Below are 16,203 nucleotides of genomic sequence, written 5' to 3' on the forward strand. Positions count from 1 at the left end.
TACAATCAAAAAATATACTCATTAAAATCTAAATCAAAGGTTTTATATGAATAGAAGAGTATTTATTACAACCACATTAGCTTCATCAAGTTATGCTTTTAGCCTACAAAATAATGGTATAGATAAAAAAGATAAAAGATATATAGGAGATAGCAAAAAACGCTATGCAATGCTAATTGACCTTAGAAAATGTATCGGCTGTCAAGCTTGCACTGCTGCTTGTATCAATGAAAATCAAGTCCCCCACGAACAATTTAGAACATTTGTTACTGAATATGAATTAAGTAAAAGCGATGAAGTATTTAAGGCATTTTTGCCAGAACTTTGTAATCATTGCGAAAATCCACCTTGCGTAAGCGTTTGCCCTACAGGAGCAACTTTTAAAAGAGAAGATGGAATAGTATTAGTAGATAATGAAATATGCTGGGGTTGTAGTTACTGCGTAAATGCCTGTCCTTATGATAAAAGATTTATTAATAAAAATACAAAAGTAGCTGATAAATGCACTTTTTGTGTGCATTTAATAGATAATAATGAATTACCAGCTTGTGTTCAAACCTGTGTTGGTAGGGCTAGAATTTTTGGCGATTTAAATGATAGTTCAAGTGAAATTTCACAAATATTAAAAGATTATCCAACAAGTGTTTTAAAGCAAAATTTTGGGACTAAACCACAAGTTTTTTATATTAATTTAGACAATGAATTAAATGAAATCAATCCTAATCATAAAATGTTTCAAGATATTTCAAAAGAATTTGATTTGGCTTTAGAAGAAGAATGGAGAATAAAATGAGTGCTGTGGTTTTAGAAGGTTTTAGCGTTCAGCGAACTTGGGCTTTAGATGTTGTGAATGATTTTTTCATAGCAGGGGCTAGTTTTGGAGCGTTTTTATGTGCTAGTTTATATTTAGTATTTGGATTGAAAAACTACAAAAATATCGCCCTATTTTCAATGATAATTTCTTTTGTTTGTTTATGTGCAATTCCTTTTAATTTAATTGATGATTTAAAACAACCTAGCAGAGTTTTTGAAATCTTTTTAAATGGCTGGGGCAATCTACCAACTTCAGCTATGAAAATAGGAATTATATTACTTATAACCTACCCTATTTTACTAATACTATTAGCATATAATCATATTAACAATAAAAATACTAAAAAATTAGGAATAATCACACTTATTGTATCTTTTTGCATTCCTTTATACACTGGATATATTTTAGGAACAAGTGTTGGAGTTAGTTTTTGGAATACACCTGTTTTACCACTTTTATTTGCTGCAAATGGCGGTGTAGGCGGTGTTGGAATATGTGCTTTAGTCTTATTTATATATTCAAAAATCATAAATTATAAAATCAATCTTTTTATCTTTATAAGACTTGCTAGTGCTTTAATAGTATGTGATTTATTATTAAGATTATTTTGGTTTAGCTTTATGCTTGGTTTTAATAAAGAAATTAAAGAGCTATATCAATATGTATTTATGGCTAGATTTTATGAGATTTTCATACTTGAGTTTTGCTTAATTTTTATTATTTTAATAAATCTTTTTACAAGATTAAAAAACAATCAATTCTTTTTATTACTTGCATTTTTGTCTATGATAATTTATAGCTTTAGCTTTAAATTCAATGTAGTTTTTGCAGGAAATTCTATGCCAAAAATTATGAGTGGATTTTTAACATACACACCAAAAATCTTAGGTAGTGATAGTTTAGGTTCTGTATTTGGCAATTGGCTAATTTGTATAAGTTTGTTTTGTCTTTTAGTAAGCATATTAGAAAAACAAATAAAAGGAGAATTAAGTGAGTAGAAGAAAGTTTTTAATAGCATCAGGGATAACAGGCATAGCAGGGGCTTATTTTTACAATGAAACAATACAAAAAATCATAAAACCACAAACAAAAACAAACGATAGCATATATGCAAATAGCCTAAATCCAAAAATCGGCAAGTATTATTCAAGTGTTTGTAATGGTTGCGTTACTCATTGTGGTGTTAGGGTAAAAGTATTAGATAATAAGGTTTTAAAAGTTATTGGAAATCCATATAGTTTATTATCAAGCGACCCTTGGCTTAATATGAATACTAGTATAAAAGATAGTTATTTACTCACAAATCAAGGCAAAATCCATTCAAGTGTTTGTGCTAGGGGTAATTTAGTATTTGATAAATTAAATGATAAAGCAAGGGTAACTAAAATACTAAAAAGAGTTGGAAAAAGGGGAGAAAATAAATGGCAAAGTATTGAGCCTGATAAATTTTTAGATGAGATAGTAAATGGTGGAGATTTGTTTAATGAAGGCTATGTAAAAGGATTTAAAGAAGTTTATAATCATACTGATTTAATAGATGAAAATGCTCCTGAATTTGGAAAGAAAGCAAATGGATTATGTATAATCGCAACAGGCGATGAAGGAAGAAAGAATTTCTTTCAAGAAAGATTTCAAAAATCATTCGGAACTATTAATTTTCACGGACACACAGCAACTTGCGGTCTTTCTATGAGAGCTGGAATGGCTGCTTTTTTAAATGATTTTGATAAATACCCACACTTAAAACCTGATTTTGATAATTGCGAGTTTTTGATTAATTTCGCAAGTGCTCCTGCTCAAGCTGGAAATCCTTTCAAAAGACAAGGATTAAAAATAGCAAATAGAAAAAGCAATAATTTAGAATACGCAACAATAACCCCAATACTTACAAATTCTACTTCAAGTGCATCTAGCGTAGGAAAATGGATTGCTATAAAGCCTGGTGGGGATTTGTTTTTAGCATTAGCCTTATTACAAGATGTAATAAATCAAAAAATTTATGATGAAGAATATCTATCTTATACTAATTTAAATGAAAACAATGTAAGTTTTTCTAATGCTGCTTATTTAGTCGTTGAAGATGATTATAAAAACTATAAAAAAGGAGAATTTTTAAGAATTAATAATGAAATTATGGTTATTAACGAGCAAGGATTAATAAGTGCAAAAGATTGTAAAAAAGCTAATATTTATTATGATGGAATAATAACTTTAGATGATGAAGCAATAAAGGTTAAAACAAGTTTTATCAAATTAAAAGAAAGTGTCAATTCAAATTCTTTAGATGATTTGTTGCAAAATAGTGGCGTTAGTAAAAAAGATTATGAATATTTATTAGAAAAAATCAAAAAATATAAAAATAAAGTAGCATTTGATTTGCACGGCGGGACTATGCAAACTAATGGATTTTATACAGCTTATGCTATTTTAGAATTAGTTGGTTTGCTTGGGAATTTAAATAAAATTGGTGGAATGAGTGCTGGTGGGGGTAAATATAATGATTTGTCAGGAGAATTTGAATTAGCAAAATATAAAGGCAAAATTAAACCTAGTGGAATTAGGGTTGATAAAACTAAAAAACCTTATGAAGCAACTAGCGAATATAAAAACAAAATCAAAAACAACGAAAACCCTTATCCATCAAAACTACCTTGGTATCCACTAACTAATGCAATTTGCACCGACGCAATCACAAATGCAGCATTAAAATATCCTTACGGAATAGATATATTGCTTTCTTGGAATGCTAATATTGCTTATGCTAGTAATATGAATAATGTTAAAAATTCTTTAAAAGATAGCTCTAAAATACCATTATTCATAGCAATTGACCCATTCATAAACGAAACAAGTATGTTTGCTGATTATATAGTTCCTGATAGCGTTATGTATGAGACTTGGGGCGTTGTTAATCCTTGGGGTGGTGCTTTGAGTAAAGCTAGTCATTTTAGATTTCCTATTTTAAATTCTCCTAATGTTAAGTTTAGCAATAATGAAAGCGTATGTATGGATAGCTTTATAATTGAATTAGGCAAAAAATTAGGCTTAGCAGGATTTGGCAAAAACGCAATTAGCGATAGTGAAGGTAATTTATTTGACCTTGATAAGCCGAGTGATTATTATTTAAGAAGTTTTATAAATGTTACGCTTGATGGTGGATTTGATTATGAAATAAACGAAGATGAGATAAAGGACTTACCATTCATTCAAGAATTAAAAGAAATTAGCCCAAAACACTATAAAAAAGCTTTATTTTGTATGGCAAGGGGTGGAAAATTTGAAAGCAAAAACAAAGCATATAACAAAAATGCCTTAGCAAAAACATACAAAAAAGAAGTAGCTATTTATAACGAAGATTTAGCACTTACTAAGGATTCTTTAACTGGGAAAAATTATAGTGGGGTTCCTTATTTTGTAAAACAAAGATTTAAAAACAATACCACATTAGATGAGTTAAATCTAAAAGCCTTTTCGTATAAATCAAATATATATTCAAGTTTAGTTGCTGCTAGTTCAAAACTAACTCATTTAAGATATTCAAACTACATTGAATTACACGAAGATACAGCAGCAAAACTAGGTCTTAAAGATAAGGATTTAATCAAAGTTATAAGAGATGATAAAAAAATAATAGGAATATTAAAAACTAGAAAAGGAATTCATAAAGAAGCAGTAGGAATTGAGCATTCTCGTGCTAGGCGTGGCGAAGGTGCTAGTGATTTTTATATTGATGGGAAATTAATTGCTAAAAATATTTCAAAAAGAACAGGCGTTAGTATCTCAAATATAATACCTGATGATACTATTCGTGGAGAAAATGCCTTAATTAGTGATTTTGTCGTAGGCTCTGTAGCAAGGCAAGGATTTGGAGTAATTATAGAAAAAATCTCAAGCTTAGGTTAAAGAATTTAAACTGATTAAATTATTTATCCTAAATAAACTATAATCCTTTAAATAAATATTAAAGGATTATTTATGATACACGATATAAGTGCTAGTAAAAATATGCCGATAGCTTGGAAAATTGATGTTAAAAAGCACGAGCTAACAGAAAAAGAGCTAAAAGATTTAAATTATCAAATAAATAAAAATAATTTTGAGATTAAGACTAATAAAGAGCAAGATTACAATGTATTTTTTAGATTTGATAGTGATAATATCGGTGTAAAAATAAATGAAAAAAATCTAAATAGATTAAAAGAATTTTTTGATAGCGATAATTTCATTGCTAATAATAAAGGCACTATTTTGGATAAAGATGCAGCAAGTTTTGTCGCTGGATGGTTTAGCAATATTGCTTATAGAGAAAATCTCTTAGCAGCTGATATTAATAACGATGGAGAATTAACGGGCAAGGAATTTAAATACACATTTACGGTATTTAGTGAAGCAGCCGAAATAGTAGTAAATGAAAAGACACTTGAAGAAGAAATAATCTCAAGTGCAATCATAGGCACATATTTACCTAGTATGGTAGCTTTGCCAGAGGGCGAGAGTATGGATATTAGCAAGGCTTTAAATATTAGTTTAAATGATGATAAAAACCTTGATGGAATAATAACATTTGGCGAATATTTAGGAGCTGATGGTAAAAATAAAATTCATAAATATACAGCTGATTGTAAATCAAGTGATGAGCGAATTAAAATTGATAGTGGTAATATTTATAAAATTATGAATATAGATAAATTCAAAGAAAAGGAATTAGAAGAATTAAAAAAATTAGCAGCCTTAGCAAAGCTAAAAAATCAAGGCCTAAAAAGTCTAACAAATGATGAAAAGAAACTCTTAAAAGACTTTAGTCTTAATCTTAAAATCAGTGAAAATAAATTAGAAGAATTAGTCGCAAATGATAAATTAGATGATTTTATAGATTTTACGAAAGAATTTAAAAAAGATTTAAGCGATACAAAATTAATTGATATTAAGGTTTAATTTTTTATTTTTAATTAATTGTTACTAAAAGTTACAATATATCAAAACATTAAATAAAATAATAATAGTATTAATTAAAATCAAATTATAATAATTCAAATCATTTTTTAATGTATTAACCTAATTTGCATTACGAATGTTAGTGCATATTTTAAAAAGTATTAGTGCTTTAATATTGCTTTTTAAGTGTAAAAAATAGCTATATGATTTTAAAAATGTCTTGATTAATTAGCTAGATCTAATTTAGTCATAATTTTAAAGGATTTTTTATGAGACATTATCTAGGAAACTATTTAAATACGCCTATAGCTTGGCAAGATAAAATTAATTCAAATTCTTTAAATTCTTTTGATTTATACAATATAAAAAATGCAATAAATATAAATAATTTTGAGATTAAGACAAATAAAGAGCAAGATTACAATGTGTTTTTTAAATTTGATGAAAGTAATATCGGAATAAAACTTAGTGAAAATAATATCAATAGGTTAAAAGAATTTTTTGATGAAGATAATTTCATTTTTAATAGTAAAGGCACTATTTTAGATAAAGACGCAGCAAGCTTTGTAGCTGGGTGGTTTAGTGATATTGCTTATAAACGAAAATTCCTTGAAGCTGATGTTGATGGTAATGGGGAGCTAAGCAATAAAGAAGGAAAAAAGACATTAAACTTTATACTTGAAAGGCTTGAATATAGAAGAGATAATAAAGGTGAATATATAATCACTAATTATGTAAAAGGCTATGAAGAGAGTAAATTTTTAGCAGATAATGATGAATACTATGCTGATATTAGCTATACTTTAAATGCTAGTTTAAATAATGATAAAAATCTTGATGGTATTATTACATTTGGCGAATTTCTAAATGTAGGCGAAAAGGGATATTTTGAAGATAACATAGAAGTATCTAATAATAAAAATAATAATGATTTTATTAGCTTATATAAGATTGCAAATACAGATAAATTAAAAGAGAAAGAATTAGAAGAATTAAAAAAATTAGCAGCCTTAGCAAAACTTAAAAATCAAGGCCTAAAAAGTCTAACAAATGATGAAAAGAAACTCTTAAAAGATTTTAATATTAATTTAAAAATAAGCGAAGATAAATTAGAAGAGTTAATTACAAATGATAAATTAAGTGATTTTATAGATTTTACAAAAGAATTTAAAAAAGATTTAAGCGATACAAAATTAATTGATATTAAGGTTTAATTTTTATTTTTAATTAATTATTACTAAAAGTTACAATATATCAAAATATTAAATAAAATAATAATAGTATTAATTAAAATCAAACCAATTAATTTTAAAAGTATTAATTTTAAGGAATTTTTATGAAAATAGATATCTCGCAAGTAAAAAATATAGCAATGTCTTGGGCTGATAATGTTAAAACTAAAGAATTAAATACTAAAGATATTAGCAATTTAAAAGATAATATAAATAAAAATAATTTTGAGATTAAGACAAATAAAGAGCAAAATTACAATGTATTTTTTAAATTTGATGAAAGTAATATCGGAGTAAAACTTAGTGACAAGAATATTAATAGATTAAAAGAATTTTTTAATGAAGATAATTTCATTGATACTAGCAAAGGCATTATTTTAGATAAAGATGCAGCAAGTTTTGTCGCTGGGTGGTTTAGCGATGTAGCGTATAAGAGTAATTTTTTAGCAGCCGATAGAAATAACGATGGAGAAGTAGATAAAAAAGAAATTGATTATACTATCTATGCATTTGCTTTATATATAGAGCCAACTAAAGATGGTTCAGGACAAGCTACTAAAGTTGCAAGTTATGTTCCAAGTATTTTGACTGTTGATAATAAACAATCAACTGATATTAGCACAATACTTGATGAAACTATTAGTATGGATAAAAATCTTGATGGTTATATAACAATTGCTGAAAAATATGATTTTAAAGATATTGTTTATGAATACGGAGTATTTTTAGATAATCTACCTTTTATGACAATTTCACACAAAAAAATAAATACTAATATAACTGAAGAATTAAATAAAGAAACAAAAGAACAAATTAAACTTAATAATATAATTGAAAAACTTAAAAAATCACAATCTTTAGATAATAACGAAAAAGAAATATTACAAAAATTTAATATCCAAAACATAAGTAATGAATTAAAAATAAGCGAAGATAAATTAAAAGATTTAATAAGTAGTGATAAGCTAGGAGATTTTATAGATTTTACGAAAGAATTTAAAAAAGATTTAAGCGATACAAGATTAATTGATATAAGAATTTGAAATAAAATTTCAAATTCTTAATTTTAATTATTTTTTATCAGCTTCAGCAAAAATTTGAACTTTTACTTCGTTTGCTACTAAGCCCTCATTTGTATCTTTTGCTACATCAAAATCTTTTCTTAAAAGGTCAAGATTTAGGTCAAACCCAAGTTTAGTTTTATCTCCCATTGTAGCAACACCATTGATAGCAACATCAAATGTTACTTCTTTTTTAACGCCATTTATGTTTAATTCCCCTGTCATTTTTCCTTGTGTATCACTTACTTTTTCGTATTTACTCATAACAAAAGTAAGTTTTGGATTAACTTTTTCATTTAAAAAATCACTTGATTTTAAATGCTCGTCTCTTTTTTCACTATTTGTATCAACGCTTGCTACATCAACGCTTGCATTAAATACTTTAAAAGTTTTATTAGCTTCATCAAAATCTATCATCGCATCAAAACTTTTAAATTTGCCCTTAGCATTAGAAACTAACATATGTTTAACGCTAAATTCAACGCTAGTATGAACTTTATCAAGAACAAATTCACTAGCACCTAAAATACCTGCTAAGCTTAAAGCTAAAAATAATTTTTTCATAATATACTCCTAAAATAAAATAAGACTAATATAATCTCATAAAAAGATTAATCATTATCATAAATATTTTATCATAAGCTAAAAGGAGAAAATATGAAACATTTATTAATAATTGGAGCTGGTGGAGTTAGCCGTGTAGCAACCTATAAAGCAGCTGAATATAAATATTTTGATAAAATCACGCTTGCAAGTAGAACAAAAAGCAAATGTGATGAAATAGCAAGTTTTATTAAAGAGCGTTTAGGAGTTGAGATTGCAACTGCTACGATTAATGCTGATGATACAAATGCAGTTGTTAAGCTTATACAAGATATAAACGCTACGATTTTATTAAATGTGGCTTTACCTTATCAAGATTTAGCTTTAATGGACGCTTGTTCTCAAACTAAAATTCCATACATTGATACAGCAAATTACGAACATCCTGATTTAGCTAAATTTGAATATAAAGAGCAATGGGCTAGAAATAATGACTTTTTAAAAGCTGGTGTTCCTGCACTGCTTGGAAGTGGATTTGACCCAGGTGCAACGAATGTTATGTGTGCGTATGCGCAGCAATATTTATTTGATGAAATTCATACAATTGATATTATGGATTGTAATGCAGGAGATCACGGCTATGCTTTCGCAACTAATTTTAACCCTGAAATAAACTTAAGAGAAGTTAGTGCAAATGGTAGATATTGGGAAAATGGCGAGTGGATTGAGACTAAACCACTTGAGATTAAAGTTGAACACGATTATCCTGAAGTTGGGGTTAAAGATAGCTATTTACTTTATCACGAAGAACTTGAGAGCTTATGTAAAAATATAAAAGGTTTAAAAAGAATTAGATTTTTTATGACTTTTGGACAAAGCTATATTCAACATATGAATTGTCTTAAAAATGTAGGTATGCTAGGAATTGAGCCAGTTGAACATCAAGGAATGAAGATAATTCCTATTGAGTTTTTAAAGACACTTTTACCTGACCCTGCAAGTCTTGGTGCAAGGACTAAAGGCAAGACAAACATAGGTTGTATTATTGAAGGTATTAAAGATGGCAAGGCTAAAAAAGTATATGTTTATAATGTTTGCGTGCATGAAGAATGCTACGCTGAAACTGGCGCTCAAGCAGTAAGCTACACAACAGGCGTTCCTGCTGCAATTGGAACATATTTAATAGCAAGTGGTAAATGGAGCGGAAAAGGTGTGTTTAATATGGAAGAATTTGATGCAAAACCATTCTTTGATGAAATGAATAAAATGGGTCTTCCTATTAAAATACTAGAGCTATAAAAATAAACAATAATTCTTATTATTTAAGAATTATTGAATTTAAAAAAAATTAATATATATTAATTAAGTTTTTATAAAATGGCGTTTTTTAAAAATGGGGGGGGGGTCGGCGATGTTAAGAGTTTTGTTAAAAGTTTTTGTTTTAGTTTTTACTTTATTAGTATTAAATGCTTGTTCTTCTGTCTTTTTAGGCTACGAAGAAGAAAATAAAAATAAAATATATTCTTTAGATACTAAAGACTGCGAATTACTTACGAAAAAAGAGCTAAAATACTCAAAAGAAAATGTATTAGAAAAGATTAAAGACCCACTTTACAACGGCAATTATTACGGATATCAAGCATTCTTGTGTAAGTCTTATAAAGATAGTATTAAGCTATTTGATTTGGTTGAAGATGGTTATAAAGATAAAGATGAAAAAAATCTATTGTTAAAGATTGGAGAAGGAGTTTTAGAAGGTCTTTTTAATGATAATATAACTGATTATAGCGGTCAATATTATGAAAAAATGCTAACTAATACATACAAATCAATGAGTTATCTAGCTTTAGGCGAATACGATGAAGCTGGAGTTGAAATCAAAAGAGCCTTAGATAGACAAAAAAGAAATAAAGAAGAATTTGAAAGCGATATTTTAAGCGAATTAAACTACTTACAACAAAAACCTAGAGAAAGTAATGAAGTAATAGACATTATAAATAATAGTGTCCCAATTCCTGCTTATAAGTCTTATGCTAATTATTCTAATCCATTTGTTAGCTATTTTTCTGCTCTTTATTATATTTTAGATGGTAGGTCAAATAATTCTATTGATTTATTAAAAGAAGTTTATTCTCAAGAAAATGATTTGTTGTTTTATCAAGATTATGAATTAGCTAAAAACAATTTCAACACTAAAAGAATAGCAAATAAAATAAAAAAAGGAATGCAAATATCTAAAACAAATAAATATATTTGGGTAATTTATGAAAATGGTAAATCTAAATCTTTAAAAGAATTTAATCTATCATTGCCTATTGTTTTTATTAAGAAAAACGATAATGATATAGATTATAAAATTCCTTTTGGAAATGAAAAATACTCTGTTTATGCTAATCAATTAGCCGTTAGTAGTTTAGTGTTTTCAATAGCAATTTTAGGAGATAGTAGCGATGCTTATCCATTTATAGTAGCAAATAATCAAAAAACAAGGCTTCTAAGTGATATGGATAAAATAATAGGCGCTGAATACAAAGCTACATTAATACCTAGAATATCTAAGTCTTTTTTAAGAGCGATTACTAAAACAATGATTAGTGTAAAAGCCAATAAAGAGAATTTATATTCTGGCATAGGTGTTGATTTGGTAAATAATTTATTAAACCATTCTGATATTAGATACTTTATAGGTTTACCTAAAAACTATCAAGCAATTAGAATTGCAAATAGTGGAAGTATAAATATTGCAAGTCCAAATTCTCAAACACTATTTTCACAAGAATTAGATATAAATAAACATTATGTAATACTTGTAAAAATTCCTACAATAGGAACTGAATATATAACAATATTTGAAGAAAGGTAAAAAAATGAAAAAATATATCTTAACAGCTTTTGCTGTATTTTTATGTTCGTGTGCTAACAATGCAAATGTAATCAAAAACAATCAATGCTTTAATGTAAGCTATTTAGATGAAGATTTAAATAAAATTCTAAAATGCGAAGAAAGAAGCAATAATGATTTTAATAACCTAATAATTAGTATTGAACTTACTAATATAAGCAATAATGAACTAAATCTTAAATACTCACAAGATTGGTTTTATGATAATGGTATGCATGTTGATAATTTAGGTTTAGCTAAAAAAGAGCTAACACTACAACCAAAAGAAACAAAATATATAAAATTAGGTGCTCCAGCAAACGCACATAATTACAAAATAAAAATTAACAAATTTAATTAAGGAGACAAAATGAAAAAATACTACACACTAGCTTTAGCACTAAGTTTAGGAGCTTGTGCAGCTGCACCAAGTTATGTCGTTGATGAAGTAAATAATGGCAAAAATCAGCCTGTTTCACTAGGTATTGATGATATAGATTTACAAAATGCGGCAAGAGATTTGATTAATTCTATGTTAGCAAGCCCTGTTTTTGCTACTTCAAATCCAAACGAACGCCATATTCTTGTAATGAGTAGGATTACTAATGATACAATGCAACATTTTGATACAGATATTCTTACTAAAAAAATAAGAATTGCTTTACTTAATTCTGGTCGTGTTTATGTAACAACAGCAATTGGAGCTAATGGGGCTGAGGATAATATGACCCACGCTACAAGAGAATTAAGAGATAATGACGAATTTAATCAAAAAACAATCGCTAAAAAAGGCACAATCTTGAGTGCAAATAGGTCTTTAAGCGGTAAAATAATTCAAAGAAATACTAGAATTAAAGGAACTTTTAGTGATTCTCAAAGAGTTGATTATTATTTCCAAATGACGGTTACAAATCTTGATAATGGCTTAGCAATTTGGGAAGATGAAATAAAAATTAATAAACTTGGTTCAAATAGGAGTGTAGCATGGTAAAAAAAGTATTGTTAAGTTCTGTATTAGCAGGTATTTTAAGTATTGGAGCATTTGCAGAAGAAACTAAAAATCAAGAAGTAGTTAATGAAGTAACAACACCAAAAGAAGAAAGTGTTGTAAGTCAAAATATAAAACCTTCAGTTGATGAAGTGTTGCCAATTAGCGATGAAAACAATGGCTTTGTTGATGATGAAAATGATATTTTAAGAATGATGAGTGAAGTAGCAGAACAAATAGAAGATAAAGCAAGTGGAAGAGAAGCTTTCATTTCTCCTGCTATTCCAATTCCTGTATTTAGAGAAGACCCAAAATACTATGATTATTTAGCAAGTGCTTATAGTGAAGCATTTTTAAGATTAAAAGCAAAAATCGTTATGGAAAAATACGGCATTTATCAAACAAAAGCTATTTTAAGTGGTTATGGCGATGATTTAAGTGATGCTGATATTGATAAATTAATAGAGCAAGAAATTAAAAGTCAAAAAGAAAAAAACAGAACAGCAGAAAACATTATAAATGCACTAATTAAAAAAATCGTAGGAGATGATGCTATAAAAGAACAAGAGTTAATTTATAAAGCTGAAAAAATCAAAAACTCTCAAGATTTTAAAACAGAATCGCTTAAAACAGCATTTGGTGCTGTAAATGGTTTAATTCCTTATGAAAATTATATTGTAAAAGGTAAAAATGGCTATGACCAAGTTGGTCTAGTAGCTTATATATCACCTAAATCAATAGAATTAGCAGAAGCTTTAAAAGGTGGATATTTAGCAAAACCAACAGCTAAAAAAGAACAATGCAAAAATGCAAGAGAATTAGCAAATAGTATTAAAACCCCACTTTCAAAATTAGGGCTTACATTTTTCTATGATGAAAATTGCCAACCAGCATTAATTTCTTATGGTATGAAAAACTATGAAAATAAAGGTAAATTTGCAGATAGAAAAGCTGAAAACGCTATTAAAGTTGCACAAATGAAAGCAGAGCAAAATCTAGCTATGTTTATAGGAACTCAAATTAGCACAAAAGAAAGAGAAAGAACAGTTCAAAGAGCTATGGAAAAAGTAGCAGTTGAAGTTAAGAGCAAAGATGGCATTGATGAGCAAACAGGTGGTTTAGTAGAAGAAAATGCTATTTCAACAGTATTCCAAGAAAATATGAGTGCTAGTGCAAGTATGAAACTAATTGGCACAAAAATTGTAAATAATTGGAGAAAAACAAAAGGTGAGCAAGGTGTAACAGGAGTGATGGTATATTATTCGCCTGCAAGCGTTCATGAATCAAAAAGTGGTTTAAAACCTACACAAGCAATAACACCACCAACAAATACTTCAAAAGTAATTCGCTCTAAAAATGTAGAAGTTGATGATTTCTAGGATTAAATTATGAAAAAGATATTAATTATTTTTTTAGGCTTATTTTTAGTAAGCCTAAATGCTAAAGTAGTAACTACAACTAGCACAAAAACTGCTACCGGAGAAGGCTACGGCATTACTTATAGCGAAGCCGTTGATAATGCATTAGCACAAGCTGTTACTAAGCTAAATGGTGCATATATTAAAGCTAGTAATTCTTTTAGTCAAACACAATTAGAATCAAGTGCAGACGGAACAAACATTAATGCTTTATTTAATCAAAAAATTAGCAAAGCAACAAATGGTCGCTTTAGCTCTTTTGAAGTTATAGAAAATACAAAAACAGAAGATGGATTTAGAGTAGTCGTAAGTATTCAAAAAACAGCAGTTTCAAAAAAATACGAACTAGCCGGAATGAAAAACGATAGAAGAAAAATCATCGTAGCACCTGCTCTAAGTCCGAATAATTTTTCTTTATTAGGAAGAGATAGCGAACAAATATTAAGAGATTTAAGGTTTAAAATAGAAAGCAATATCCACAAAACTCGTAAATTTGATTTATTGGATAGACAAGCAGGAGAAGCATTAGCTGTTGAAAGAGATATAATTTTAAATGACGCAAATAAAGATGAAGCCTTAAAATTAGGTCAAAATCTAGGCACTGATTATATATTGCTTTACACCATAAGCGATGTTAATACAACTAATAAAAATTACTCAATTATTGGCAGTGGTAGTAGTTCTAAAGTAAGTGTTAGTATAAATTATCAAGTTATTACATTTGCAACTAGACAAATAAGATTTGCTGATAGCATAAGCCTTGATATAAAATCTAAAGATTATGATAGTATTTTAAACAATATTGCAAGCACTATTGTATTAAACACTCAGGCTGCTATTTATCCACCAAAAATAGAAAAAATCAGCAATAATCAAGCAGTTTTTACTCAAAGCCTACCTATAAATACACAACTAGAATGCTATAAAAAAGGTGATAAAATCTATGATAGTTACACAAAAGAGCTAAACGGCTACGAAGAAATTTTTAGTGCTTTAGTGCAAGTAACTAATGCAAATGCTAAAACAAGCTATGCAAAAATACTAGAAGGTAATGCAAATAAAGGCGATATTTGTAGATTTAAAAATATTGGCAACAACTCTACAAGTAATGATGCAAACGGAAAAGATGTAAAAGATATAACACCGGTTCAAGGTGGTGGATTTATATTTTAAAAATAAAAAGAATTTGATTTATTCAAATTCTTTTATCATACAAATTCTTACTATCTTTATATGCCATTAAAATAGCTAATAAATCTCTTTCATCTTTGATATTTTGAATATTAATTTTGCTAAGTATTTCTTCCATACTTTCACGAGTGCTAGTGCCTTTTACTTCTATTTTTTCTCTAGGCTTTTCTTCTTCATATTCAGCTTTTATTTTTAGATATTCTTTTTTAAAATCATCTATGCTTATTTTTTCATCTGCAAATAATCTAAAAAGCCTTTCATCATCGCTAAAATTAAATCTTAAATCATCATAATATGTAAAGCTACCACTACTACTATTTATAGGATTTGCTTGCAAAAAGCTTTGCAAATCTTTTTTAATCTCTATATCAGAATGCTTTGCAAAAGCTCTTTGATAAATACTATCTGTCTTATAATCATTTTGAACTTGTAAAAACAAATCAAACATATCATTAGGCTTAGCAATTTGGCTAAGCTCTTTACTTAAATCTATCTTTTTTAAATCTTTATTATTTGTATTAATGAGATTTATTTGATTTAAAGATGAGTTAATTTGCATTTATGTCCTTTTGTTTATAAACTCGGTTTCTAGCATAGATAAAACATAAGCATCATAACTATCTTTTTGCTCTCTTAGAGATTTTACCAAGTTTGCTAAGTTTTCTTTATACACATTTAAATCGCTCTTTACTTCAATCGGTTCTCTTTTAATCTCTTTAGTATCTAGCTCTTTTGCTGCTAAATCCTTAGTAATTGCTAAAAGCCATCTAGGTTTAAATTCTTCTATGCTTAAATCACTATTTAATAAGCTTTCTAACTCATCATTTAAGGCGATTTGTCCGTTTATTGAATTTGAATTAGTCATAATAAAGCTTAAAAGTTCGCTTAATTCATTTAAATTGCTTTTATCATCAAACCCTAATAGTTTGCCATAAATAGTAACTTCGCCATTCTTACTAACCCCACTAAAACTCTTGCCCCAATTATCGTGATTATATAAATTAGAAATGCCTTTTAAATCATCAGAGCTTACTGGCTTAGAATTTAAATCTTTATTAGTTTCAGTCCTTATCTCATCTCTTAAAAATATTTGCCTTAAATCCAAAATACTCTGATTGTTATTTATGATTGTCATTTTAA

15 protein-coding genes are annotated in these 16,203 nt (G+C 27.8%); 12 read left to right on the forward strand and 3 right to left on the reverse strand.

Features of this window, described 5'->3' with window-relative positions; translation table 11 throughout:
• Positions 1 to 46: 46 nt before the first annotated feature.
• The 6 genes from dsrO to AVBRAN12637_RS01005 all read left to right on the forward strand — a co-directional run bounded on the left by dsrO (position 47) and on the right by AVBRAN12637_RS01005 (position 8,024).
• Entirely contained in the window at positions 47 to 793 is a 747-nt protein-coding gene (gene dsrO / locus AVBRAN12637_RS00980; protein WP_336608269.1) for a sulfate reduction electron transfer complex DsrMKJOP subunit DsrO, read from the forward strand.
• Positions 778 to 1,812, forward strand: a complete 1,035-nt coding sequence (gene nrfD, locus AVBRAN12637_RS00985) for an NrfD/PsrC family molybdoenzyme membrane anchor subunit (protein WP_336608270.1) — start codon at positions 778 to 780, stop codon at positions 1,810 to 1,812. Before dsrO ends, nrfD begins: the two co-directional genes overlap by 16 nt.
• Positions 1,805 to 4,717, forward strand: coding sequence for a tetrathionate reductase subunit TtrA (locus AVBRAN12637_RS00990; RefSeq protein ID WP_336615172.1), 2,913 nt, complete (start codon positions 1,805 to 1,807; stop codon positions 4,715 to 4,717). Before nrfD ends, AVBRAN12637_RS00990 begins: the two co-directional genes overlap by 8 nt.
• A gap of 72 nt (positions 4,718 to 4,789) precedes the next feature.
• Positions 4,790 to 5,749: a hypothetical protein gene (locus AVBRAN12637_RS00995; RefSeq protein ID WP_336615173.1), complete on the forward strand. Its 960-nt coding sequence runs from the start codon at positions 4,790 to 4,792 to the stop codon at positions 5,747 to 5,749.
• A 269-nt stretch (positions 5,750 to 6,018) separates the two neighbouring features.
• Positions 6,019 to 6,963, forward strand: coding sequence for a hypothetical protein (locus tag AVBRAN12637_RS01000; RefSeq protein WP_214119702.1), 945 nt, complete (start codon positions 6,019 to 6,021; stop codon positions 6,961 to 6,963).
• 122 nt (positions 6,964 to 7,085) lie between these two features.
• Entirely contained in the window at positions 7,086 to 8,024 is a 939-nt protein-coding gene (locus tag AVBRAN12637_RS01005) for a hypothetical protein (protein WP_336615174.1), read from the forward strand.
• A gap of 27 nt (positions 8,025 to 8,051) precedes the next feature.
• On the opposite strand, the gene AVBRAN12637_RS01010 is transcribed toward AVBRAN12637_RS01005, so the two are convergent.
• Complete coding sequence (locus AVBRAN12637_RS01010; RefSeq protein ID WP_214119700.1) at positions 8,052 to 8,606, reverse strand: YceI family protein; 555 nt, start codon at positions 8,604 to 8,606, stop codon at positions 8,052 to 8,054.
• A gap of 93 nt (positions 8,607 to 8,699) precedes the next feature.
• Between AVBRAN12637_RS01010 and AVBRAN12637_RS01015 the strand changes: the two genes are divergently transcribed.
• The 6 genes from AVBRAN12637_RS01015 to AVBRAN12637_RS01040 all read left to right on the forward strand — a co-directional run bounded on the left by AVBRAN12637_RS01015 (position 8,700) and on the right by AVBRAN12637_RS01040 (position 15,045).
• Positions 8,700 to 9,884, forward strand: a complete 1,185-nt coding sequence (locus AVBRAN12637_RS01015) for a saccharopine dehydrogenase family protein (RefSeq protein WP_336615175.1) — start codon at positions 8,700 to 8,702, stop codon at positions 9,882 to 9,884.
• 112 nt (positions 9,885 to 9,996) lie between these two features.
• Complete coding sequence (locus AVBRAN12637_RS01020) at positions 9,997 to 11,448, forward strand: hypothetical protein (protein WP_336615176.1); 1,452 nt, start codon at positions 9,997 to 9,999, stop codon at positions 11,446 to 11,448.
• A 4-nt stretch (positions 11,449 to 11,452) separates the two neighbouring features.
• Positions 11,453 to 11,827, forward strand: coding sequence for a DUF1425 domain-containing protein (locus tag AVBRAN12637_RS01025; RefSeq protein WP_214118876.1), 375 nt, complete (start codon positions 11,453 to 11,455; stop codon positions 11,825 to 11,827).
• 9 nt (positions 11,828 to 11,836) lie between these two features.
• A complete protein-coding gene (lpoB, locus tag AVBRAN12637_RS01030) occupies positions 11,837 to 12,457 on the forward strand; it encodes a penicillin-binding protein activator LpoB (RefSeq protein WP_214118878.1) in 621 nt (206 codons plus the stop codon).
• Positions 12,451 to 13,833 carry a hypothetical protein gene (locus AVBRAN12637_RS01035; protein ID WP_336612910.1) on the forward strand — a complete coding sequence of 461 codons (1,383 nt, stop codon included), beginning with the start codon at positions 12,451 to 12,453 and terminating at the stop codon, positions 13,831 to 13,833. The genes lpoB and AVBRAN12637_RS01035 overlap by 7 nt, the downstream gene beginning before the upstream one ends.
• A gap of 9 nt (positions 13,834 to 13,842) precedes the next feature.
• Positions 13,843 to 15,045, forward strand: a complete 1,203-nt coding sequence (locus tag AVBRAN12637_RS01040) for a hypothetical protein (protein ID WP_336607648.1) — start codon at positions 13,843 to 13,845, stop codon at positions 15,043 to 15,045.
• A 22-nt stretch (positions 15,046 to 15,067) separates the two neighbouring features.
• Here the strand turns inward: AVBRAN12637_RS01040 and AVBRAN12637_RS01045 are convergent, their stop codons facing one another.
• Positions 15,068 to 15,622 (reverse strand): hypothetical protein, encoded by a 555-nt coding sequence (locus tag AVBRAN12637_RS01045; RefSeq protein ID WP_336615177.1) that lies wholly within the window; start codon positions 15,620 to 15,622, stop codon positions 15,068 to 15,070.
• Positions 15,623 to 16,198 (reverse strand): hypothetical protein, encoded by a 576-nt coding sequence (locus AVBRAN12637_RS01050; protein WP_239803358.1) that lies wholly within the window; start codon positions 16,196 to 16,198, stop codon positions 15,623 to 15,625. It abuts the gene before it with no gap.
• Positions 16,199 to 16,203: the final 5 nt, after the last annotated feature.

This window comes from Campylobacter sp. RM12637 (assembly GCF_020137645.1).
Taxonomy (GTDB): Bacteria; Campylobacterota; Campylobacteria; order Campylobacterales; family Campylobacteraceae; genus Campylobacter_E.

Excerpts from the sequence above, each read along its gene's own strand:
- dsrO (WP_336608269.1), top strand. The coding sequence starts at position 47 with ATGAATAGAAGAGTATTTATTACAACCACATTAGCTTCATCAAGTTAT.
- nrfD (WP_336608270.1), top strand. The coding sequence starts at position 778 with ATGGAGAATAAAATGAGTGCTGTGGTTTTAGAAGGTTTTAGCGTTCAG.
- AVBRAN12637_RS00995 (WP_336615173.1), top strand. The coding sequence starts at position 4,790 with ATGATACACGATATAAGTGCTAGTAAAAATATGCCGATAGCTTGGAAA.
- AVBRAN12637_RS01000 (WP_214119702.1), top strand. The coding sequence starts at position 6,019 with ATGAGACATTATCTAGGAAACTATTTAAATACGCCTATAGCTTGGCAA.
- AVBRAN12637_RS01005 (WP_336615174.1), top strand. The coding sequence starts at position 7,086 with ATGAAAATAGATATCTCGCAAGTAAAAAATATAGCAATGTCTTGGGCT.
- AVBRAN12637_RS01010 (WP_214119700.1), bottom strand. The coding sequence starts at position 8,606 with ATGAAAAAATTATTTTTAGCTTTAAGCTTAGCAGGTATTTTAGGTGCT.
- AVBRAN12637_RS01015 (WP_336615175.1), top strand. The coding sequence starts at position 8,700 with ATGAAACATTTATTAATAATTGGAGCTGGTGGAGTTAGCCGTGTAGCA.
- AVBRAN12637_RS01020 (WP_336615176.1), top strand. The coding sequence starts at position 9,997 with ATGTTAAGAGTTTTGTTAAAAGTTTTTGTTTTAGTTTTTACTTTATTA.
- AVBRAN12637_RS01025 (WP_214118876.1), top strand. The coding sequence starts at position 11,453 with ATGAAAAAATATATCTTAACAGCTTTTGCTGTATTTTTATGTTCGTGT.
- lpoB (WP_214118878.1), top strand. The coding sequence starts at position 11,837 with ATGAAAAAATACTACACACTAGCTTTAGCACTAAGTTTAGGAGCTTGT.
- AVBRAN12637_RS01035 (WP_336612910.1), top strand. The coding sequence starts at position 12,451 with ATGGTAAAAAAAGTATTGTTAAGTTCTGTATTAGCAGGTATTTTAAGT.
- AVBRAN12637_RS01040 (WP_336607648.1), top strand. The coding sequence starts at position 13,843 with ATGAAAAAGATATTAATTATTTTTTTAGGCTTATTTTTAGTAAGCCTA.
- AVBRAN12637_RS01045 (WP_336615177.1), bottom strand. The coding sequence starts at position 15,622 with ATGCAAATTAACTCATCTTTAAATCAAATAAATCTCATTAATACAAAT.
- AVBRAN12637_RS01050 (WP_239803358.1), bottom strand. The coding sequence starts at position 16,198 with ATGACAATCATAAATAACAATCAGAGTATTTTGGATTTAAGGCAAATA.